Raw genomic sequence first — 24,315 nt, forward strand, 5'->3', positions numbered from 1 at the left:
AAACATGAAAACGACATTAAAAATAGCAAAAACAGAGCTGCAGGTGCTCTTTTATTCACCCGTCGCATGGCTTATCCTGATGATCTTCACATTCCAGATAGGCTATTTATTCGCCGGATCTTACGCGGGTATGGTACAGGTACAGTCCATGAAAATCGACCTTGTCAATGCGACAGAGAGTTTATTTTCATCTGCCTGGGGGGGCATTTATCCGAAAATACAGTCCTATCTGTACCTCTACATGCCCCTATTGACCATGAGCATCATGAGCAGGGAATACAGCAGCGGCTCAATTAAATTGCTATACTCCTCTCCCGTTACCAACAGCCAGATTATTCTGGGCAAGTATATCGCGCTGCTGCTGTTTGGTCTCGTACTCACACTTCTGGTGTCGCTGCTGATTATCTTTACCATGGGTACCCTGATCAATGCTGATATCGGCCCCATGCTTACCGGCCTATTGGGTCTTTTTCTGCTTTTGTCTGCATACGCAGCAGTCGGCCTCTTTATGTCCTCATTGACCAGTTATAATATCGTAGCTGCAATAGGAACCCTATGCGTATTTGCTATGATGAACTTCGCCAGAGGCCTCTGGCAGGACATCCCTTTTGTGCGCGAGATCACCTACTGGCTGGCGATCAACGGCCGGGCAGATACATTCATTGCCGGTATGGTCACCAGTGAAGATGTGCTTTACTTTCTGCTGGTCAACATCCTGTTTGTCAGCTTCACGATCTTCCGCCTGCAGGCCATACGTAAAAAACAGGCTACGGGCCAGAACCTGCTGAAATTTGGCGGCATCACCCTAGCGGTATTCCTGATCGGGTACCTGACCACATTGCCTTTCGTCAAATTTTATTATGACAGCACCTACCGCAAAAGCAATACCCTACGCCCCAGCAGCCAGGCGATCATGGCCAAACTTCAGGGCGGATTTAAGATTACCACCTATGTCAACATGCTTGACGCCAACAGCTTTATCGGCCTTCCTTCGTCGTATAAAAGCGACGTCGGTTCTTTTGAAAAGTATATCCGGTTTAAGCCGGAGATACAGATGGAATACGTGTACTACTATCATCACACTGAAAACCCGATTCTCGACCGTCAGTTTCCCAAGCTCAATGCCGAACAGCGGATAGATACCCTACGGAAGTTCAACAAGTGGAAATTTGACATCCTGCCTTACGCTGCCATTAAGAATCAGGTCGATCTCTCCACGGAGAATTATCGTTTTGTCCGTGTTCTCGAACGTGAAAATGGCCGCAAGACGTTTCTGCGTGTCTATGACGACATGCAGCGTGTGCCGTTGGAATCAGAGATCAGTGCAGCCATCAAGCGGCTGGTCATGGACGAACTTCCTATTGTGGGATTCGTGTCAGGGCATGGCGAACGCAACAGCAATTCTACACAGGACCGTGGCTACAAAACCATTACTCAGGAAAAGACCTTTCGTTATTCCATGATCAATCAGGGCTTTGATTTTAAAGAAATCGATCTTTCGAGGCCAGTTCCGGAGAATATCAATATCCTGATCATCGCAGAGCCGCGCCAGCCATACAACGAACAGGAACTGACCAACCTGCATAGCTATATCGCCAGTGGCCGCAATATGATGCTGGCCGGAGAACCGGGCCAGGAAGCTATTTTCAACCGGATCGCTGCACCACTCGGTCTGACCCTCGAGCCCGGTGTGCTGGTCAAACAGCAAGAAGCACTTCAGCTGGATCTGCTCACCCTAAAGCCGACGAAAGCCGGTGAGGAATTCTCCTACTACCTGGCGCCCATGAACCGCCGCGAAGAGGTGATCACGATGTCCGGAACAGCGGGCATCATCGTCTCGCCAGCCTCGCCGTTCCAATCCAAAGTACTCTTTGCAACCGATAGTAGCGGAACCTGGAATGAGCTCGAAAACCTCAATTTTATCGACGGTAAGCCGATGGTAAACCCCAGTGCTGGCGAACGTGAAGCCGCTCGTCCCACAGTCGTGGCACTATCCCGTAAAGTCGGAGCCAAGCAACAGAAAATCCTGGTCACCGGCGATGCCGACTGGATCAGCAACAGCGAACTATTTATTAAACGCAATCAGGTCAATGCCTCCAATTTCTCGTTGGTCAGTGCTGCGTTTTCCTGGCTCAGTGACGGTGAGGTACCTGTCGACATGCGACTTCCCGATCCGATCGACAAAACGCTGCGCATCGGCGAAAGCACATGGACCTATTTTGAGTTACTCATCAAATTTATCATACCGCTGACCATGCTGGGTACCGGCATTGTCATCTGGATCAGTAGAAGAGGACGGTAAGCATGGGATTGATTATAGACAAGCAGACCAGAGACGACCTGTCGATCTTTGGGGCCAGAGGTGCAGAGTCCATCTTTGGCATCTTCAACAAGACCACAACATCAGGTGGAGCCGAATTATTGGAAGAATGGTTTAACTACCCCCTATCCGATGCGCTGTCGATCGTCGACCGTACAGCAACGATCCGGTATTTTATGGAACAGTCCATGGCCTTTCCTTTCCAGTCCAGCTGGTTTGACCAGGCCCTGTTCTACCTCGATATGGCAGACGAGCGCAGCCGTCTGCAGGGGGGCAGCCTTTCGCTCAGAGAACGCTTTCAGCAGCTCGTCGGAGGCGACAGCGAGTACAAGAAGATCGTCGGAGGCATCATCGCCTGCAGCCAGATTATCCATTGCTGGAAGGATCTTATCCGACTTTCGCGGGCAGATCACTCCGAGAGCTATCAGAAAGAACTGAAAAAATGGGAATTGAAATTTGCCGACAGTGGTCTGGAACAGATTCCGTTGCTTCAGGACAAACAGCGGCTGCCGCGCGAAATAGTCATCCAATATGACAACATCCTCCGGTTTGAGGAGAAAGAACTGCTGCTGAACATCTTACGCGATATATATACCTTTGATGTCTACAGGACCGTCGCTCAGGTCGCCCATGAGCGCCAATTTGTGGTTCCCATCGTCGACAGCAGCCAGCAGGATCAGCTCATTTTTGAAGGTGTATTCCATCCGCTCGTCGTCAATGCCAGAGGCAATGATCACGCCATGGATCGCCTTCACAATATCACTTTTCTGACGGGAGCGAACATGGCTGGTAAATCCACGTTTATGAAATCCCTGGGAATCGCTCTCTATCTGGCCCACGTAGGATTTCCGGTACCGGCCAAAAAACTGCTGTTCAGCCCACGAGATGGCATATTTACCTCGATCAACCTGCCGGATAACATCGCGATGGGCTATAGTCACTTTTTTGCTGAAGTGCTGCGCATCAAGAAAGTGGCCCAGCAGCTGGCCGAAGGCCGCAAGCTCTTTGTCATTTTCGATGAAATGTTTCGGGGCACCAATGTCAAAGATGCCCTCGAAGGTACCGTGGAGGTTGTCTCCCGTCTATACCAGCACCCCAGATGTCAGTTTGTACTTTCGACCCATATTCTGGAGGCCGGCGAACAGCTGAAGCAATCGCACGGCGACATCAGATTTGTCTTTCTGCCTACAGTCATGCAGCAGGGCCGCCCAAGTTATACCTATCACCTGCAACAGGGGATTTCGGCAGACAGACACGGCATGATCATCATAGAAAACGAAGGCATCATTGATCTATTAACTTCACAAAAACAACTGGACTCATGAGCTTCATTATTGATAAACAGACCCTTCAAGATCTCAATATTTCCGGAAAATATAAAAGGGACTCAATCTTTTCCCTTTACAATAAGACCGAGACCTTCGGCGGGGAGCAGCTGCTGGAAAAACTATTTGAGCAACCCCTCGCCGACAGCGAAGCTATCCGGCGGCGGAGCACACTCATTTCCTTTTTTCGGAGGCTACCCCGCCGGTTCCAAATCCGTCCGGAAGACCTCGATACCGCCCAGAGCTATACCAACAGTTACTCCGGCCGCGGTTTGAATGTCGCCCTGCTCCGTGCCGCCCGTCGGCAGCTGCTCGCTGTGCTCGGGCTGAAAGAAGAAAAAAAACATACCGAATCAGGCATCCGCGCAACATTCCGGATCATGCTTGAGCTCGCCAGCTATCTTTCACTCCTGCAGGAGCACGATACAGATGGTCTGCTTCAGGACAGCATATTCGAACAGTCATGGTTGCACAGCGAACACAGCCTGCTGCAGCAGCTGCAGCAGCAGATTGACTCACATACAGATACATTACCACTTGTTCTCGCTGCACGCTGCGACTATCAGCTGCGGTACAGATGGGCCAGGGAAATTCAGCAGAGTCTTTCCGCTATCTATCATATTGATCTGTATCAGTCCATTGCCGAGGTCGCCAACCAGCGTCATTTTGTACAGGCAGAGGTCCTGCCCCCAGATCAGCAGGCGATTGAACTGCACGAGGTATACCACCCTGCCATCCCCGATGCGGTGGGCAATGATCTTCAATTTAATGGCAGCCACAACCTGATCTTTCTGACCGGGGCCAACATGGCAGGCAAATCCACCTATATGAAGAGCTTTGGCATCGCGATCTACCTTGCCCATCTCGGCCTGCCCGTGGCAGCAGCTAAAATGCGCTTCTCAGTGAAAGACGGATTATATAGCTCCATCAATGTTGCCGACAACATCGATCTAGGCCACAGCCATTACTACGCCGAGGTACTCCGTGTCAAAAAGGTGGCGACCTATGTCAGTCAGGGCAAAAATATGGTCATCATTTTTGATGAACTCTTCAAGGGCACCAACGTCAAAGATGCCTTTGAAGCAACGCTCACGGTGACACGCGCTTTTCAGCAGCATCACAACTGCCAGTATCTGATTTCGACCCATATTGTTGAGGTCGGCGAGCAGCTGCAGCAGGACAACAGCAACATACAATTTGTCTATATGCCCACGACGATGCGTGGACAAGTTCCTTATTACAGCTACCGTTCAGCTGACGGAATCAGCAGCGATAAGCATGGTATGGTACTCATCCATAAAGAAAAAGTACTCGAATTATTAGAACAAAACAGCAAAAACATATAAGATATGCGACATACTACCCTATTTTTTACATTATTGGCCCTTTCTTTCGGATCGGCAGTTCCCCGGCTGAGCTATGCACAGCAGCTAAATACCGCAACGGCCACCGCTCATGAAGCCCGTATCCCGCTCAATCCGGACATTAAGACCGGGAAGCTTCCCAATGGCTTCCAATATTTTATCCTGCGCAATACCGAGCCCAAGGAGAGAGTATTATTTTATCTGGCCAATAAGGTCGGGTCACTGCAGGAAACAGACAAACAGCAGGGCCTCGCCCATTTCCTGGAGCACATGAACTTTAACGGCACTACCCATTTTCCGAAAAATGCCCTCGTTGATTATCTGCAAAAATCGGGCATTCGCTTTGGTGCCGATCTCAACGCGTATACCGGATTTGAGGAGACGGTATATCAATTGCCTCTGCCGACCACCGACCCCGAACTGTTAAAGCAGGGCTTGCTGATCATGCGCGACTGGGCAGACGGTGCCCTACTTGAAGATGATGATATCGATCAGGAGCGTGGTGTTATTCTCGAAGAAAAACGGCAGCGCGGAGGGCTTTCGCAGCGGCTGCAGGAAAAGACATTTCCATTGCTGACCAACCAGTCCCGGTATGCTTACCGCATGCCCATCGGGACAGATGAAGTACTCAACAGCTTCAGATATGACGAAATACGGCAGTTTCACAGAAATTGGTACCGCCCTGAACTGCAGGCACTGATCGTCGTCGGCGATATCGATCCCGACGACATGGAGCGGCAGATTATTGCCCAGTTTTCTGGACTAAAAAATCCAAAAAATGCGCCCGTGTCCAAGAGCTATCCGATTACCCTGACTGGAAAAAAACAGTTTATGAAATTTACCGATCCCGAAGTCACGCAGACCTCCTTGCAGATCCTGTATAAACGGCAGGTCCAAAAGACACGAAAGCTGGCAGACTATAAAAATTCACTGGCCAAAGATTTCTACATTCAACTGACCAATATGCGCCTGGCCGAACAAACACGACGGTCACAGTCACCCTATCTTGCGGCCTCCCTGAGCAACGGTACGCTCGTGGGCAACCTGGAGACCAACAGCATACAGATCATGCCCAAGCCAGATAGCCTACAGTCCAGCATCCATGCCGTCTATCACACGCTGCGACAGATTGCCACATACGGATTTACAGCGACTGAGATTAACCGCCTAAAATCAGACTACCGAAGTATGCTGATCCAGAGCCTCAAAGAATATGACAAGACTGACTCTAAGTCCCATATGGACCAGATCCTGGCACATTACCTCAAAGATGAACCAGCTCCTTCATTCCGTTTCCTGCAGCCGGTACTGCTCAAAGCCATCGATGAAATCAGCCCTTCCGATGTCCTGGCCCATGGCCGAGAATTTGAAGGACAAAGAGATCGCGATATGGTGCTGGTTTACGATGATGACCTCAAACAGATCCCCGGCGAAGCGGTATTGGACGGCTGGATCAATCTCGCGCTACAGCAGGATGTGAGTCCCTATCAGGAAGCGGCACTCGCCGACAAGCTATTGTCAGCGCTGCCGCAGCCGGGCAGCATCATCAGTGAAACGGACAATAAAACGGTGGGCACCCAGACCCTTATGCTCAGCAATGGTGCAAAAGTGATCCTGAAGCCCACAACCCTAAAAAATGACGAGATCCTACTGACTTCTTATAGCCCGGGAGGCTATTCACGCTATTCGCTTAAAGACTTCCAGTCCGCAACCAATGCGGCCAATATTGTGACGAGCAGCGGATTAGGTCCTTTCAACTCACTACAGCTCTCTCATTACCTCAATGGAAAAAACGCATCGGCGAGTCCCTTCATCAATGAGATCGGTGAAGGTATCAAGGCGCAGTCCAGCCGAGAAGATATGCAGACCGCATTTGAACTATTGTATGCTTATTTTACAGTGCCCAGACTCGACCGCGACATCAACAAAGCCAATCTCGAGAAGACAATACTGTCACTGAAAAACCGGCATCAGCAGGCCAGTACATTCTTTACGGATTCGATTGCTGCAGTGCTCTACGACAACGATCCACGTAAGACCGGGCCCACCATTCAAAAAATTGAAGAGATTGATATCGACCGCGCATATGAGATCTACAAGGACCGATTTGCCGACGCTTCAGATTTCACCTTCGTCATCGTCGGCAACTTTGACCGTGCACTCATAGATCCTTATATCAAACAGTATCTGGCCACACTCCCGAGCCTCGGACGCAAAGAAAAATTTGTGGATAACGGTGCATATCCGCCGGCACAGGGGATCAGCCGGTCCATTTACAGAGGAAAAGAAGAAAAGTCCACGGTGGCCATGGCGTACCTGAGTACTTATGATGACTACAGCGAATACAACAACCTGCTGATGGATGCCCTTTCGAGTTGTCTCACCATCAAGCTGACTGAGCGGCTGCGCGAGAAAGAAGGCGGTATCTATTCCATCAGTGTATCTCCGTCACTGGCCAAAAATCCCAGAAAGCGGTTTGGCATGAATATCTCGTTTACAACCGCACCAGGACAGGTCGACAAATTGGTCGCAGCAGCCCTGGAAGAGATTGAGCTGATCCGCCAGCACGGTCCGTCCCAAGAAGATATCGATAAGTACATCGCCGAAAAATTGCTGAGCAGCAGTCAGCAGGTTCAATACAATGGCTTCTGGCTTTCCTACCTGCTCAGCAGCGCCGTTGACCAGCTCGACCCGTCGCGCGTTTTTAAGGAAAGTGATCTGATCCGGTCTATCACCGCCGAACAGGTGAAACAGCTCGCACAAAAATATTTACAGCCTGAGCACCTCTTCAGATTTACATTATATCCCCAAAAAGATTAAGTTGCTGTTGTTTGTTTAATTATATCCAAAAAGCCGTTTGAGTGTTCTCAAACGGCTTGCTTATTAGCGAACGCCATCCCCCCCAAAAAATTAATTCCCTGCCCGAGGCCTTTCCATCACATTTTTGTGTGATTCAATCGTCCAGCATTTCGATTCGGTTACGGCAATGGCCAGCTGTGGGCATGAGCGCTGGCGTCCGATATGCATAAGGTGAAAAACATGTCTGCAATGATTTGTGCATATGGTGCACAATCACCTGAAAATATGATCGCTGTCACCTCTAACCGAAGTGGTTATGCCTACATTCGTATCATGAAAAAATAGATATCATTTAGCAAATTTCACAGCTATGAACAGCATCAGCGATTACGACAACTTTTTTCTTCCGGCAGATAACCTGGAAGAGGCAAAAGAATTTTATGGCAGGCAGCTTGGTCTGGAAGTCAAATTTGATTTTACGGACAAAGGAATGACAGCATTCCGGGTAGGCGCCAACGAGCCGGCGATTATCTTAAGCACCCGACATGCCCAGCCGACGATATGGTTTACGGTGGAAAGTGTAAAAACGGCCTACAAAGACCTTACATCCAAGGGCATATCATTTCTGAGTGAACCATTTGAGATTATGACCGGCTATGCCGTTGAATTCAATGATCCCTTTGGGAACAAACTAGGGCTGACAGATTATAGTAAAATGGGGCCATCGTCTTAAAGCTTATCAAAAAAAGAAACCGCGCCAAAAATGATTTTGACACGGCTTTCTTTAACCACCTAAATAAAATAGATACCTTTTCCTTAAGCACCCATTTAAGTTGTTGTACAGGATAACATCATTTTACTTCAAACTCGTAGATCCCTACGGATACATCTTTGCCCATCCGGAATTTTAACCGGACTTTTTGTGCAGAAACGGGTTCAAAAGTAACCGTATTGGTCTTGTCTTGTTCAAGCGTGTATGCTGTCGTATTTTTTACTTCGGCCCAATTGCCATTTAGATCGAGATATTCTATACGCCAACTATCTGGAATTCTGCTCCCGCCCCAAGGTCGGTCATCCCACCAATAGACACTTGCCCGGGAAATCTGCACCGGTCTTTCAAACTCATAAGCTATCCATTCCTGCGAGCCTTTCGCTGGCCATAATGCATAAAAGGAGACATCACGGTCCGAAGAGCTCTTAGGCCAATAGCCATCGTTCACTTTCGCCAATGAAGCGTTTACACCCTTGGAAGAGGTTACTTTTGCACGCGACGAATTTGTCATAGCAGGCAATGGTTTTGTATATTCCACCGTTCTGGGAATCCAGACTTCCATCTCACCAGCACCACGGTTGGCCCATGCATAATAAGGAATGGCAGTGAGCTGTTTATCCTCTTCGACGATCTTGTTCTGCGGATCGCGGGCAGTACTCTTGCCGTTCATCGTGAGGGTCACGATACCGTTGAGCTTATCAGACTGATAGCTGCTCTCCACGGTCGCATCATCTGTCAGCACGGCGTTGGAAACCTTCCCATTGTTGTCCGGCCATTCCAGGCAGTAAACAATAGGACCCCGCTCCAGGACCACCTTGCCCCTGTCCTCTTTCACCTGATCATTGGCGATCGTACGTTTCACATCCATGGGCAGTACCAAGTCGACCCGGTCGCCTTTTTTCCATTGGCGGCTGAGACTGACATAACCATTTGCCTGAACCGTGAATTCAACCGGCTGACCATTGATCTTGATCTCAACCTCCTTCCGTTCCGGTTTCAGGTACGTGTACAGCTTGCCAGGAACCGGGCGGTCAACAGCCCATCCCGGTATGCGGAGCAGCAGTACAAAGGCGTCCGGTTTTTCGGGGCTGACCTGTATTGCCGTATTGCCTTCCCAGGGATAATTGGACGTTTGGGCAATATGCACCTTATTTCCGGCCAGGTCGATCATGGTTTCGCTTTCGACAAAGAGGTTGACATAGATATGGTTGTCCTTATGCGCATAAGCATATCCCGGGATGGATGGAATAAAGCGGCAGACATTGCTCGGGCAACAGGCACAGCCAAACCATTCACTGCGCGCATGCTGCCCTTCCGATGCCAGGGGATTGGGGTAGAAAAAGCGGTCGCCGGCGAGGCCTACCCCCGAGAGCACACCGTTGTACAGGGTACGTTCGATGACATCATAATATTTGGCATCACCATGCATCAGAAACTGGCGGTGGTTCCAGTATACATTGCCGATGGCGGCACAGGTTTCGCAATAGGCCGACATGTTTGGCAGCTCATAGTTATCGCCAAATGCTTCCCCATGACCACGGGCGCCGATCCCACCGGTGACATAGTATTTTTTATCCACCACATTGTCCCATATCCTGTCTATCGCGTTCAGATATGCCTTGTCGCCCGTGAATGCCGCGACATCGGCCATTCCAGAGTACATGTATACAGCACGTACCGCATGGCCCACGGCCTCCTCCTGCTGGACGACTGGTTTGTGACTCTGGGCATATTCACCGCGGACACCCTTTCCTTTGAGGTCGAGAAAATACTTTGCCAAGTCCAGATAGTCCTTTTTCCCTGTTGCCCGGTACATCTTGGCAAGCCCCATTTCGACGATCTGGTGTCCTGGTTCGTATTTCAGGCCACCCACCAGAAAATCCTTGACCAGCAGATCCGCGTTCCTGATGGCGATATCCAGCAACGAGCGCTTGCCCGTGGCCATATAATGAGCCACTGCCGCCTCGTACAGATGTCCGGCATTGTACAGCTCATGGCTCAGGTCCGGATCCTTCTCCCAGCGCTTGCTTCCAACCCAGCCATGCAGCTTACCGGGTTCAGCAGCGGTCCGCGCAGTAAAGAGATAACCGTCTGGCTCCTGTGCCTTTCCGATATAATAGATCAAAGAATCCATCTGCTGTTCCAGTGCAGCATTGGGGTTGGTCTGCACCGAATAGGCCATTCCCTCAATGATTTTGTAGATATCCGTGTCATCAAAAGGATATTCCGTATTGAAATAGCCCTTCATCATCCCCGCCGCTTTTTTAAAATTGTCTACTCTTCCCGTCGAGTAGCACTGCTGCAGCGCAATCGGAATGGTCACCTGCTGGTTGATCTTGAGCCTCGGCGCCCAAAACCTGTCCGTAAACCTGACATCCACAAACGAAACAGGTTCGATGGGATAATCGTATTGTTTTACCTCTTTAGTCTGCCCCTGACTTTCAGCAAAAAAGGCAATGGCCAACAGCGACGTCATTATTGCATAACATTTTAGTTTTTTCATCTTAACGTTCATTTTCCGTTTCACCTTTATTACTAATAACCGGGGTTTTGAGCCAGGTTTGAATTGGTGTTCAAAGCCGCTCGTGGAATTGGGAACACGTTACGTGTTGCATTCTTGGTAGCCTTATGTGAGAGCCACGATTTAGTGCTGAAAACGCCAAAACGGATCAAGTCTGTGCGCCGGTGTGCTTCCTGGTCGAATTCCCAACCCAATTCATCCAGAAATCGACCATATTTGATATCGGCTCCCCCCTCCTTGGTACTTCCGTCGCTGTCACGCTGACCGTAATCATAAGTACTTCCCCCCTGTAGCTGGCTGCCAGTAACAATTGCTTTGGCAGGCTGATCTGGAAAAGCCCGCTGCCTTACTGTCGTCACAATCTGTGCAGCTTCATCGGCCTTACCTGTTCGCAAGAGTGCCTCCGCTTTCATCATCAAAACCTCGGCATACCGGACGATCGGATAATCATTACTGAGTTGTACCGCCGCCCCTTGCTTAATTTCGAATTTACCCAAACGGAAACCGTGGATGGTTTCGGAGGCATCAATCGAAGGAACCTCGTTGATCAGGTGCAAAGGTTTGTCCTTATATGCACCGAGCCCTACGACAAGAGGTTGTCCGGAAGAAGAATATTGCTGTCCCTGAATCCAGTTACGTTGATTCCGAATGTCATCTTGATCAAAAGAACGAATAAACTGAGGTGTCGCACACATACCGCCCCATGGTGCCGAAAGCAAGTTGTAGGTCGCCTGACTTTCCGAAGGAAGTGACTGCATATGAAGGTCAAATGCATTCCAGTTATTGGTATAATTTTCATCCAACGGCAGGGCAAATACGATCTCCTTCGAATTCTGGTTTTCGGTAACGAATACGTTCTTTTGGTTATTTTCCAGCATATAGCCTGCACCTGAGTTGATAATTGCATCGCAGGTGGCAATTACTTTCTGCCACTGTGCCGTACCGCTATACACCTCGGCATTCAGGTACATACGCGCCAACAACGCATTTGCTGCCCATTTATTCAATTTACCATACGTACTTTTGTCATTCTTTTCGCTGAGCAAACTGCTATTGGATTCGATTTCATTGACAACAAAATCATACACCTCCTTACGGGAATTTTGTTTCGGAAGAAAGCCTTCGGGAAGGTCAAACTGCGTTACAATTGGGACATTGCCAAAGGCGTCGCATAAAATCGCATAATAAGCTGCCCGGAGGACTTTCAGTTCTGCAATGACAGCCTCCTTATTTTCCGCTACGGGAATCATACCGGATTCGATCTGGTAAATGATTCGGTTACAGTTTGTAATTCCGGCAAACGTTCTGTTCCAAGTTTGCACCACTATGCCTTCATCAGCAGTCCAAGTATGTTGATGGATACGTTTATATACTCCGCCATCGACCCATCCATTCGGTCTTGCCGGAATGACTTCCTGATCACCGCTGAGTTCCTGGGCCCGCCATAAGCCATCCCAATCGAGTAGCAAAAAGCGCCAGTTGGAATATGCTGTTCCCAAAAGTGAGGCCAGGTCATCTTGTGTCGGCTGGAATTTATTGGAGATAATAGTTGTATAGGAATCATCTTTTAATTTTGTACAGCTGCTGACCGAAAGAAAAGCACAGCCGACAAATAAGATCTTTGCTAAATTATTTCTTTTCATAATTGACATCTTTAAAGAATTAAAAACTAACGTTAACACCAAAAGTAAAAGTGCGTGTTGTTGGGTATTTATCCCGGTCATCATTACCCGGCGACAATCCCAAGCGATTTACTTCAGGATCGATGCCCTTGTATCCTGTGATGACAAAAGTATTCAGCGAACTTGCATAGATACGGGCATTATTCAACCACTTGCTTTTCATATTTCGGAAAGTATATCCCAGGGTAATATTGTCTATCTTCCAATGGTCTCCATTTTCAATATAATAACTATTGAACTCAAGCGGTGCCGTTAATTTTGCTTTACCAAATACCAAATCCTCTGATGATGCCAAGCGGTTATAATTCTGCAGGCTAGGATTTTCTAGATACATACGTTGGAAATTAAGAATTTGATAGTCAAATGCACCCCGCATGGTGACAGAGAGATCAATATTTTTATAGCGGAAATTGTTGTTCCAGCCCGCATAGTATTTTGGCAGGCCGTTTCCGAGTACTTTTTTATCCTCGAAGGTGTGTCCAAAATCGTTGTATGCTACGCGTGCACCATCGGCACTTTCATAGATCCATTTTCCGCTGTCGTCGACATCTACGACCTTAAATCCGTAGAAATCACCGATCTGCTGACCGATATAGACAATATTCGTGAAGGTCTGTATCGGTTCGCCCGTACCGCCCGTTGTAAAGTAATCATTTGTCGTTTGGTATAATTCATTGGACAGGCTCTTCAGCTTATTGGTATTTGTCGAAAACAGCAAGCTGGTATTCCATTCAAAATTGGGCTTACGCACCGGCGCTATATTGAGCAGCACCTCTATACCGTTGTTGCGCATGGTTCCCACATTAGCCCTTGTTGTCGTAACCAAGTTTGGGGGGCTCGGCACTTGATAATCATATAACAAGCCTTTAATATCCCGGATATAATAGTCAATATTACCACTTACAAGTCCTTTTAACAAGCTGAAATCTAGTCCAAAATTACTTTCCCGTTTTTCTTCCCATCGAATATTGGGGTTAGGGTTAGAAGTTGGACCAAGCGATTGTACCCAATGTCCATTGGAATAAATATATCCACCGTAACCCAATTGAGCCTGTCCCAAAAAGAGGTTAGATGGCGGATTTCCCGTTACCCCATATCCGGCGCGCAATTTTAAGTCATCAAAGACTGTCTGATCTTCCATAAAGGATTCGTTGGAGATCCGCCAACCTCCAGAAATCGCCGAGAATGTACCCCATGGACTTTTTGCACCGACGAGCTGGCTTGCCCCTTCATGGCGGACACTTGCCAGTAACAGGTAGCGATCGTCGTAGCTATAGGTCAGCCGGCCGAAAAAGCTGATCAGGTTGGTCTCAAATTTATCGCTGCCGATGGCACCCTTACCATCTTTTATTGCATTGCCTAGCCCGATATTATTGTAACCAAATACATCGGTCGGAAAATCCCAGTTTTGGATAAAGCTGCTCGAATTTTCATTTTCCTGGTAACCATAACCAGCCAAAATACTACCGCGATGCTTTCCGATGGTCTTGGTATACTCCGCTGTAAGTTCCATCAGACGATCAATGATCAGTCTATTCCCGAGCGCAGCATAACCATTCCGACTATCTCTTAAGTTGGAAATATGGTTTTTGGTCTCGGAATAGCCTGCCGTGATATTATTTCTTGAGTATGAAAAGAGCGAACTTAATTTCAGATCAGCGATCGGATTATAGGTGATCGTACCAGCCATCCTTGAATTTACGCTACGGGTCTGGCCGTCACTCTCATAAAGACGAGCAAGGGGGTTTTCGTAGTTGAAATTACTAGGCTGTTCAAACCAGTCCCCCTTGTCATTGTATACAGGCGATGTTGGATTGAATATCAGTGCCTGCCTATAGGTATACCCATTAAACGTTCCCCCATCTTGTGTCTGCGTAAAGCTATTGGTCTGATTGAGCAGGCTTAGATTGAATTTAAGCTTATTGTCCAGCATCGAATGGTTGACATCAATTCTTCCGCTGAATGTTTCATTATCGGAGCGTTTCAGAATTCCTTCCAGATACCGGTAATTCGCTGATGCCAGGTAATTTGTTTTACTGCTTCCGCCACGAAATGTCAAATTATGGATATGCGTCAAAGGGGTCTGTGAAATTTCTTTTAACCAGTCGGTATCCGAACCTAGATCCCATGATGCATCACGGGTACCTTCTTTGATCTGCCTCCGGTAGTCGGTAGCCGTGAGGAGCTGAGGCTGGCGCAAAATAGACTGTGTACTCGCCGAACCGGCATAGTCAATGACATTTGTTTCCTGGCCTTTTGCCCTTTTTGTTGTAATGATAATGACGCCATTGGTACCCCGGACCCCGTAGATGGCCGCTGCCGAACCATCTTTCAGCACATCGATGGATTCAATATCTTCGGGGGCTACGGTATTTAATGTTCCTGGGATTCCATCAATAATCACTAATGGGTCGCTATTTGCACCAAACAATGTTGTATTTCCGCGTAGTAGGATCTGGCTTCCACCCGTCGGGTTTCCACTTGTTGTCCCTACGCTTAATCCGGCCACTTTACCCTGCAACAACTGGCCGGCATCCTGAACAGGAGCTTTTACAAAATTTTCGGATGTCACCGTCGCAACCGAACTCGTTAAATCTCCTTTTCGCTGTTGGCCATACCCGATAACGACCACTTCGGAGAGCTGTTCGTTGTTAGGAATTAATTTGATCACAAGATTGGATCTTCCTCCGACGCCTACTTTTTGCGTATCATAGCCGATAAAACTAAATGTCAATGTGTCTGCAGCAGCAGATGGAATGGTAAACTCCCCATCATTGCTCGTGACAGCACCCTTGGCTGTGGTCTTCGAATAGATCGTAACCCCAGACAAAGGCTTGCCATTTTGGCCTTCTACCCTACCTTTCAATGCCACTTGCTCCTGCGCATACCCTGGGCAAGGTAACAGTGCCGTGGATAAAACGATCAATCCGCACCAATTGATCCGTTTCTTCGTTAAATTAATTGATCTCATAAAAAGTTTATTTATAAGGTGTAGCTACCAAAGCTTCATTTTAAATGTCAAAACAACACTTATTAGCTTAAAAAAAAATTGTCTTTCGCTAAAACTGAATATAAACATCGTGGCTGCTTTAGTTTACACCATTGGTTATGTAAATCGAAAATAAGAATAAATTAAATGTAAAACAAACATTTAATTTATTCTAGGAGTCAGCGCCAATTTCACTGTTCTTATTCCGCACTCCCTAGTAATCTGCTTGTCTGCTCAGCCCGTCGAGGTAATCGTTCTTGTTGATGTTCGCTCCTGTAGTATCCCACAAAAAGATATCAATACTTATCATTCAGCTGTAAAACTGATGCTAATCTTCTCCAGGTACTCATCCATGAAGGCCCATTCGTAGGTAATTGCTTTCTAACATCGATGGATGTAAAATCACAGTTAGATAAGTATTGTTTTTGATTGCAGACGACCTGCGTAAAGATATGGGTATATATGGACATATAAGGACATTCTTTGGCAAATACGCCCAACTTAAAAGCCTAGCAACAAAGAGCGTATGGTTCATTTTATAGGATTACAAAGGGTATTCATGCAATAGGAATACCCTTTGTTATTAATACCAAGCCTTTTGTTACTTCTCTGGGCCTTTAGGTCGCCAGCTTCGGAGTAGCCTACTTGCCGCAAAGCTTACGATGATGCCCAGCGTAGCTTCGGCTCGGTCTGCAACTCCTTATGGCAATTTATTTCTGGCTGATCGCACGACTTACCTCTATTGGTAAATCAGATTCTAAAACAGAAGCTCCGTCTTCGAATACAGCGCTATAGCTCTCGTAACGTTGCTCTTTTTCTGCTAGTTTATCGTAGCTAGGCGCAGTTGATATCATGCACATCACCCCTTTGTTGTTAAAAAAACGGTACATTTCCTGATTTGCTGGCACAATTTCAGAACCGATATAAACAATCATCCGGTCGTAGGGTAGCCCCGAGGATTCAAATTTAGCTAAAGCTGCCCGGTCTTTAATATGCATGGACAAATACTGATCTTTATTTTGATCAAGGTAATATTTCGCCTGTTCGACATTATGCACCGTCACCCAGACCCAGGCATACGCATTATTTTGGCGTATGATTTCAGCAGTCTTAGCCAATGGCAAGTCTTTCTTATCCAGATTGAGTATGGTCTTACCTTTGGCCCAATCGATCACTTCCTGAAGTGTATTGATTCCATACGGGGTCACCTTGCCCGTCTTGTCCCGCAACCTCAATTTCTGAAGTTCAGCCCAAGTATAATCAGCAACTTTGCCAACTCCGTTTGTTGTCCGCTCCAACGTTGCATCATGCATCAGTATGGCAACACTGTCCTTTGTGTAACGCGGATCTATTTCGAAAATAGCAGGCGTTTTTTTCAGTACTGCTTCAAATGCCGGGATTGAATTTTCAGGCAGTCCATTTTCGATCGTACCACGATGGCCGCTTATTATCTTTTTACCAGGTGAATAGCGAAAATATGCACGCATCGCTTTACAGGTTTTAAAGTCAAGCGTATGAAGCTCCTGCGCTTGCAGTTCCCCCAATGCCATCGTACTCGCTAACAAACTGATAAAAAACCCTATTTTTCTCATCACTAACTTATTTTTAACGGTTAAAAATTTGTGTATATATCGCTTCACACCAAGAGCCTGCGCTATGAATGAATACGTTGTGCTCCTTAATAGACAATTGATCCATTCACAAAAAAGTTCAGGCATTCAATTTTAATAAATTAAAACCAGCCACTTTATCTAAAGTAAATAGTGTCAAAGCAGAATTCTCCTGGACAATTCGTCGATAGTTAGCCAGCGGCATCCCGAGCTGATACGCTAAAAACAGCCGATTGATTCCATTATGACCAACGATCAAAACAGTTTTACCATCGTAGCGCTGTAAGATATCATCATAAAAACTTTTGACACGATCGATCACCTGACGTCCGGTCTCTCCTACTCTTCCTGCTGCATAATCCTCTGGTGACTGCAACCAATTTTCCCAAGCCTGAGGATCCTCGGCAATAAAATCAGGCGAACACTTTCCTTCCCATTGTCCAAAATCAATTTCGATCAATCTATTGTCCACCTGTAATTCATGTACAGCACCCGATGCAATCTCAGCAGTCTGGCGGGCGCGGATCAGCGGAGAACAGAAGACCCCTTCAAAATTATGTCCTTCCAGAAGCTGCTGCATACGCTTGGCCTGATCCACTCCTTTACCAGTCAGCGCGATATCCGTACGTCCACAATACCGATTTCCATTGGCATTATACGCCGTTTCGCCGTGTCTTAAAAGTATAATCGTTACCATCTTAAATATAGCCTAATTGTTTGAGTTTATATTTGAACTGTTGATATTGTCCTTCATAGGAATCTGCTAATTCCATATCGGGAAACACCTGCATTTCTTTATGGGTCATTTTTGAAGCAGCTTCTTCCAAAGAACTATAATAGCTATATGATGCGGCCATAATTGCCGCCCCCAGTGCACCGGTTGCCTCCTTACATTTGAAAATCGGCACGTTCAGCACGGCGCTCCTGATCCTCAACCAGACCTTGCTATTACTTCCACCTCCGGCGGTAAATACGGCATTGACTTTTTCACCAGACAGTTCCTCAATAATCTCATAGGCTAACCGCTCAATAAAAGCCACCCCTTCTAAATTGGCTGCAAACACGAGTTCCCGGGAGACAGATTCGGGTTCAAAACCACGAGCCTGAGGTGCCATAATGGGATAGCGCTCCCCCTTATGTTTGAGCGGCCAGGCTAACAGCCCTGTAGGAATCAATACTGGTACCTGTTCGGTCAATTCCTGAAAATCAGCCCGAAAATCCAGGCTAATCCAGTCCGCCCCTGTATTGCTCGCCCCGCCGGGCATCCAGTGCCCCTCAGGATGGCGATGGCTATATAACCTACCCAAGGGATCAATGACTTGTGACTTGGTCACTCCTTTGATGACTAAAGTAGTCCCAATCGTCGTGTTCCACTCTCCGGGATTTACGGCTCCCGACGCCATCTGAGTCGCACAGCCATCCGTCATACCGACAACCACATCAATACGCGGTAGCTGCCAAGCCATTGCCAGGTCCGCACTCAATTTACCAATGATTGTACCGGACGGGACAACCTGTTGTAACCATTCAGGCTTCATACCCAATACATCAACAATATAAGAAGGCCATTCCAAGGCATTCAGGTCATATCCGCTCTTGAGCGCATTGGTATAGTCAGTCATGTGATAATTCCCCGACAGCTTACCTACGATATAATCCGAGGCATGGATCCATAAAGCGATATCTTTTACTTTATCTGGATAATGCTCTACATACCACAGCATTTTGCTCATTCCACTCGAGGAATTGAATCCGGTATACCCATGTTGTACATGGTCTTTTGCCGCTTGCATACAACGCTCCCCTTGCTTTACAGACCGGCCATCGCTATACATGATCGCATCGTGAAGCGGAAGGTTATTTCGATCAAGAGGTATAACCGTTCCCGAAGTCGACGTTACAGAAATTGCCCGAATGGCCTCTCTATCGATCGTCTGTGACAATCCCGCCAAAATTTTGGTAATAATAGCGGCACAGTCTCGCCACCATATAGCAGGGGACTGCTCCTCTCTAAACTTCTCATCGAGATCGAATTTTACCGATTCTGATCCCACTATATTTCCGAGCTGATCGACCAACAGGGCACGCGCACCCTGTGTGCCAACATCCAATCCAAAGAAATAGGTATCCATCTATGAGGTCACTTGCTTAAATGTTCTGCGTGCATTTTTCCACTCCAAATACAATTGCTCAAATTGTTCGTGATTTTGGGGTTCGACTTCGTCCAACAGCACAGGTTCAAAATTTTCCAAACCAAGTGCTTCGTTACAGACAAGGACTCCGCCCAAAACCGATGCTTGCCGAAAGGTATCCCTGATCTTGATGCTTTTGCCAAATAAATTAGCGATAAATTGTCGTAATTTTCGGCTTTCCATACCACCACCACAGGCCCAGATATAGCTTTCATTGTGCGGCGATACAGCACACAAAAACTTGTAATTCTCGTAAATGCTACATGCTATATCCCAAAGGATAGCGAAAACAAAACTACCTCTGGTCAATTGATGAGAGACCGGGGCATTAAAAATAAATCCCCCTTTGGTAAGCGGTTTGTCCTCGTCTGCGATAAGCGACCCCAGTGAAGCCACACACTGCGAATAGGTCACTTTTTCCAGTTCTTTTTCGATGATATCATAGCCTTCGTTTGGATAGAAGATCTCCTTCAGACGTTGGTAATTGAGCCCCGTCACACCAGCATTGGCTTCTAGGATAAACTCATCGGCTTCAACATGGCGACTGGTCCAAGTACGCCTATCCGAATCCAAAACATAATCCTCAACAATCTTGATAATAGGTGTTGTTGTACCCGAAACGATCACAACGTCGTTAGCTGATGGCGCAATACTTTTGATGGCCAGTTGCGTATCGCCGCCACCAACAATCACCTTAGCCCCAGCATTGATCCCCATTTTTACGGCGAGATCGGGTAGAATATACCCCAAAATGGAACCCGCCTCTTTCAACGGCGGAACAATGGCGGTAGGCAAATTAAACTGCGCAAATAACTCCTGGCTCCAATTTTTTCTGGCAACATCATACAATAAAGTTTCGGAAGCTTGCGAATGCTCATAACCGCAGATTCCTGAAAATTTATATTGGACCCAATCGCTAATACTCATAAAGCAAGCCATATCATTGAAGATATCGGGATATATCTTGCGGAGACCGATCAATTTAAATGCAGAAAAGAGCGAAGTCGGATATCTGCCAGTCAATTGATACACCTGAACTTTAGCTGCCAGTTCGTTCTCCCATGCCCTTCCCCGATGATCTATATTCGGCATCCCCAAAACCGAGTTTCCCTCTTTGTCAATAATAACAATACCTTCGCGCTGGCTGGTTGCCGTGATCGCTTCAATCTGTACCGAACCGGCTTCTGCTATCGCTTCAGCAGACAGACGAAGAATTTCCGCCCAGAGTTTATTGGGATCAAAGTAAATAGATTCTTCGTAACGATTGTCAGATTCATACTGTACATTTTCCCGTTTTATGCTCAATAACTCACCCGCAGGGGATGCTACGCCGACACGCGCATTCCCCGTACCGATATCTACAATCAAATATGCTTTTTTTATCACCTTTTATACATTTAAGTTTTCAAGTACAGCTTTATTTACCAATTGACGAATCGTCTTATTTCCATTCACAAAATACTCCTTCAAGTTATTGTTCATAATAAATGCATGATGGTCCTCTACTTCGTGCGTGGCGCCGGCAATATGCGGTGTGGCGATGACATTCTTGTGGAGGATCATTTTATAGTCAATCTCATCTGGAGGTTCATGATAAAATACATCGAGCACAGCACCACGGATCTGTCCTGCCTCCAAAAGCATAAGTAAGTCTTCACGATTGACCACCGTAGCCCGGGCTGTATTAACAAAAATAGCCTCTTTTTTCAATAAAGAAAGATATTTTGCATCAATCATACCTACGGTCTCCGGAGTTACGGGCAGGTGTATCCCTACAACATCGCAAGAAGTAAAAAGTTCGGTTAATTCCACCTTCTTATACGCGGTATTCTCGTCCGCATAGTAGGGATCGAAGTAATAAATTTCACTAGGAAAGCTGCTCAACATGCGTGCGATATGCTGGCCCACTGCACCAAAACCAACCATTCCTACCTTCTTTCCAGCAAGTTCATTTCCTTTAAATTGCAGATAGGAAGTATGTGCACCCACGCCCCAATTTTTATTTTCCAGCCAGTCAACAGCTGGGAGCGTATTACGCATCAGCGTAATCACATTGGCGATAAACATTTCAGCGACAGCCTGCGCATTGCGGGCCGGCGTATTAAAAACAGGAATCCCCAGCTTGGTGGCTACAGGTAAATCAATATTGGACGGTGTGCCGCGGCAAATACCGACAAACTTTAACGAAGGATTCGCATGAAGCACCTCCGCAGTAATTTCGTCATGTTCAGCGATCAAGGCCTCCGCTCCCGTGTCCCGCAAAAGATCAATGAGCTCCGCTGGGTTATAGGCTCTGCCATGTGGTTTCCATGGCCGATAAATAACTTCGCCAACCAAACCCACCAATTCTCCGAATGCCTTCTCATTCTCATAGGGAGCCGTCAATAATACTTTCATAGTTTTCGTTCTTCTATTTAATTTTATATATTTCTATCAATTTTAATTGAATGCTGCACAGGCAGTCTGATTAAGGCAGTCAAGAAAGCGCTCAACAAATAAAGGACCGCCAGCATCCAAACTACACCCTCACTTCCCAGCGTACCGATGCACAGCCCAACCAGAACCGGACCTACAAATACAGGCAGGCCAGCCCCGAGATTGAGAATCGCCATTGCCGACCCCTTCTCCTCTTTTACCAAAGAAGGTACTAGTGCCGACAGTGGGACGTACCCGGCGAGCAAAGCACCCCATAGTACGCCTGCTGCCAATACAGGCCAATAATTACCGCCAAACCAGGCCGGTGAATAATAAAACAGCAGTGTTGCAACCGCACAGCCTACCCCTCCAAACCACATAATGGTGTTACGCCAGCCAAGCCGATCTCCAACAAATCCAAATAGGAGGTTAAAGACGATATTGCTGGTAAAAATGGTACCCCAAATCTGCAACCAAGCCTTGGTCTCAAAACCATATTGGGCCATATACATGGGCAGAAAGACCGGAAAAGCAAACTGTGCCGTGGTATTGATCACCCTTACGATTCCGCCCAACAAGACCTTAGGTTCGCGCCTCACAATGGTCAGTCCTTTCAGCATATCTTTTAATTTCGATTGCCCGGCATGAGGGACCGCAAATCGGTCACGGTTTAAAACCAAGGCGAAAAACGCGCCGATCAAGACCCATAACAACGAGGACCACAGCGTATTCTGGTAGCCCATGTAATCTAAGGCCCAGCTTGAATAGTAAGCACCGAGTACGTTCAATCCCCCCGTAAAAACAAACCAAAACCAGCCTACAGCACGCCCTAACATCGATTGAGGTGTACGATAGGTAATCCAGACCATAAAGGAATAAGCAAACAGCGGATAACCGAAACCACGAATGGCATAAAATAACAGCATGAAAGTAAAATCAAGCTTTTGCATCCCAAGTCCGACAAAACCGATTGTACCGATCATATAAAGCAGTAAGCCCATCACCATGGATCTGCGCGGGCCGTAATTTTCGGCAAGTACACCCGAAAACCAAGAAGATATGGCAATTGTCACTCCATAAACCGTAAATAAACTAGCTGACTGCTGTATATTCATTCCATGCGCTATTAGATAGGGACTCAACCAGCCCTGTTCAACACCATCGCCCATCATAAAAAGGAGGATACCCAGATAACCCCATTTTAAATTTGAAGGAATTCCCCATTTCCCAAGTATGTGTACCATAATTTAGTTTTTTTGAATATTGGTTACTTTACAGCACTAAATTAACAAAATAAAACAAAATAAAACATAAAATAACATTAAATAAAAAATTATTAAACAAAAAAAAGCAATATTAAACATATTGCTCTTTTAAAATTGCTGTGCCTATTTATAATTCAAGTTCAGCAAACAAAAAATAATGATCACTCGGGTAAATCCCCTTAACATTGTCTTTGATAATGACTGATGCTTTAGGAACAACCGGACCTTTGGTAAATATAAAGTCGATTTTTTTTGCCCGGTCCTTCTTCTCATACTGCTCACCTTTAAATCCATGGGTCGTACCACCAAAATCTTTCGCACCATGCAGTTCAATAAAAGTATCTTTCCAGCCTGCTGACAGCACATTCTGGTGCACCTGGCTGTCGGGGCCAACATTAAAATCGCCGGTCATGACCTGCACAAATCCATCGGCATATTGCGCAGACTCATCCAGTACCACCGCTATCTGCTTCAGTTTTGCTTCGGCATTGACATGATCCAGATGAAGATTCACTAGGCGAAACTCCTTTTTACTATAGCGGTCGTACAACCGTATCCAACAGGCATTACGGGCGCGTGCTGAGCCCCAAGAAACACTTCCACCTATCAACGGTGTCTCGGATAGCCAATATGTACCAGCTGCCAACAGCTCAAACCGCTTTTTGGAAAATAAAACTGGATTTTTTGCAATACCATGATATCCCGTTTTGATGGCGTCCATTTCCGGGCCATCGAATCCCAGCGCAACATATTCCGGCATCGCATCTTTAATAGCTATAAATTGATTATACAGGACTTCCTGAAAACCGATGATATCTGGCCGCTGTCGCTTGATCACTTCCAGACATGCCGCCCGTCGTTGCTGCCAGCCCAATCCCTTTGCCGCGTCCTCTTCGAGATCTACCCGTATATTACAGGTCAAGACACGAAGATTATCTTTTTTGACAAACCCACTGGCAACAGTATCGTCCAAGGGTAGCAGCGACACAAGCGCAGCCGCCCCAAACTTTTGCAAAAAACCTCTTCGACCTAGCAGATCCTTGTTAGTATCCCTTATCATA

The 24,315-nt window shown here is 46.8% G+C and carries 15 protein-coding genes; 5 read left to right on the forward strand and 10 right to left on the reverse strand.

Annotation, left to right across the window (positions count from 1 at the left end):
• Positions 1 to 4: 4 nt before the first annotated feature.
• The 5 genes from ABTV71_RS16930 to ABTV71_RS16950 all read left to right on the forward strand — a co-directional run bounded on the left by ABTV71_RS16930 (position 5) and on the right by ABTV71_RS16950 (position 8,541).
• A complete protein-coding gene (locus ABTV71_RS16930) occupies positions 5 to 2,302 on the forward strand; it encodes a Gldg family protein (protein WP_433900372.1) in 2,298 nt (765 codons plus the stop codon).
• Positions 2,303 to 2,304: 2 nt separating this feature from the next.
• Positions 2,305 to 3,645, forward strand: coding sequence for a MutS-related protein (locus ABTV71_RS16935; protein WP_433900373.1), 1,341 nt, complete (start codon positions 2,305 to 2,307; stop codon positions 3,643 to 3,645).
• The gene (locus ABTV71_RS16940) at positions 3,642 to 4,991 is read left to right on the forward strand and encodes a MutS-related protein (RefSeq protein ID WP_433900374.1); all 1,350 of its coding nucleotides are present in this window, start codon (positions 3,642 to 3,644) and stop codon (positions 4,989 to 4,991) included. The genes ABTV71_RS16935 and ABTV71_RS16940 overlap by 4 nt, the downstream gene beginning before the upstream one ends.
• A 3-nt stretch (positions 4,992 to 4,994) precedes the next feature.
• On the forward strand, positions 4,995 to 7,829 hold the full coding sequence (locus tag ABTV71_RS16945) for a M16 family metallopeptidase (RefSeq protein ID WP_433900375.1): 2,835 nt from the start codon (positions 4,995 to 4,997) through the stop codon (positions 7,827 to 7,829).
• Positions 7,830 to 8,178: 349 nt separating this feature from the next.
• On the forward strand, positions 8,179 to 8,541 hold the full coding sequence (locus ABTV71_RS16950) for a VOC family protein (RefSeq protein WP_433900376.1): 363 nt from the start codon (positions 8,179 to 8,181) through the stop codon (positions 8,539 to 8,541).
• A 118-nt stretch (positions 8,542 to 8,659) separates the two neighbouring features.
• On the opposite strand, the gene ABTV71_RS16955 is transcribed toward ABTV71_RS16950, so the two are convergent.
• The 10 genes from ABTV71_RS16955 to ABTV71_RS17000 form a co-directional block, all read right to left on the reverse strand.
• Positions 8,660 to 11,083, reverse strand: coding sequence for a beta-L-arabinofuranosidase domain-containing protein (locus ABTV71_RS16955; protein WP_433900377.1), 2,424 nt, complete (start codon positions 11,081 to 11,083; stop codon positions 8,660 to 8,662).
• A 32-nt stretch (positions 11,084 to 11,115) separates the two neighbouring features.
• Positions 11,116 to 12,744 carry a RagB/SusD family nutrient uptake outer membrane protein gene (locus ABTV71_RS16960; RefSeq protein ID WP_433900378.1) on the reverse strand — a complete coding sequence of 543 codons (1,629 nt, stop codon included), beginning with the start codon at positions 12,742 to 12,744 and terminating at the stop codon, positions 11,116 to 11,118.
• A gap of 19 nt (positions 12,745 to 12,763) precedes the next feature.
• Positions 12,764 to 15,754, reverse strand: coding sequence for a SusC/RagA family TonB-linked outer membrane protein (locus ABTV71_RS16965; RefSeq protein ID WP_433900379.1), 2,991 nt, complete (start codon positions 15,752 to 15,754; stop codon positions 12,764 to 12,766).
• Between the two features lie 728 nt (positions 15,755 to 16,482).
• Positions 16,483 to 17,364, reverse strand: a complete 882-nt coding sequence (locus ABTV71_RS16970) for a glycerophosphodiester phosphodiesterase family protein (protein WP_433900380.1) — start codon at positions 17,362 to 17,364, stop codon at positions 16,483 to 16,485.
• 118 nt (positions 17,365 to 17,482) lie between these two features.
• Complete coding sequence (locus tag ABTV71_RS16975; RefSeq protein WP_121125157.1) at positions 17,483 to 18,079, reverse strand: histidine phosphatase family protein; 597 nt, start codon at positions 18,077 to 18,079, stop codon at positions 17,483 to 17,485.
• Position 18,080: 1 nt separating this feature from the next.
• On the reverse strand, positions 18,081 to 19,514 hold the full coding sequence (locus ABTV71_RS16980; RefSeq protein ID WP_433900381.1) for an FGGY-family carbohydrate kinase: 1,434 nt from the start codon (positions 19,512 to 19,514) through the stop codon (positions 18,081 to 18,083).
• The gene (locus ABTV71_RS16985; protein WP_433900382.1) at positions 19,515 to 20,960 is read right to left on the reverse strand and encodes an FGGY-family carbohydrate kinase; all 1,446 of its coding nucleotides are present in this window, start codon (positions 20,958 to 20,960) and stop codon (positions 19,515 to 19,517) included.
• A 3-nt stretch (positions 20,961 to 20,963) separates the two neighbouring features.
• Positions 20,964 to 21,971 carry an NAD(P)-dependent oxidoreductase gene (locus tag ABTV71_RS16990; protein ID WP_433900383.1) on the reverse strand — a complete coding sequence of 336 codons (1,008 nt, stop codon included), beginning with the start codon at positions 21,969 to 21,971 and terminating at the stop codon, positions 20,964 to 20,966.
• Positions 21,972 to 21,994: 23 nt separating this feature from the next.
• Positions 21,995 to 23,233, reverse strand: a complete 1,239-nt coding sequence (locus ABTV71_RS16995; protein ID WP_433900384.1) for an MFS transporter — start codon at positions 23,231 to 23,233, stop codon at positions 21,995 to 21,997.
• Between the two features lie 148 nt (positions 23,234 to 23,381).
• The gene (locus tag ABTV71_RS17000) at positions 23,382 to 24,314 is read right to left on the reverse strand and encodes an endonuclease/exonuclease/phosphatase family protein (protein ID WP_433900385.1); all 933 of its coding nucleotides are present in this window, start codon (positions 24,312 to 24,314) and stop codon (positions 23,382 to 23,384) included.
• Position 24,315: the final 1 nt, after the last annotated feature.

Origin of the sequence: Sphingobacterium puteale (assembly GCF_050986225.1) — a bacterium.
In the GTDB taxonomy this organism is placed as follows: Bacteria; Bacteroidota; Bacteroidia; order Sphingobacteriales; family Sphingobacteriaceae; genus Sphingobacterium; species Sphingobacterium puteale.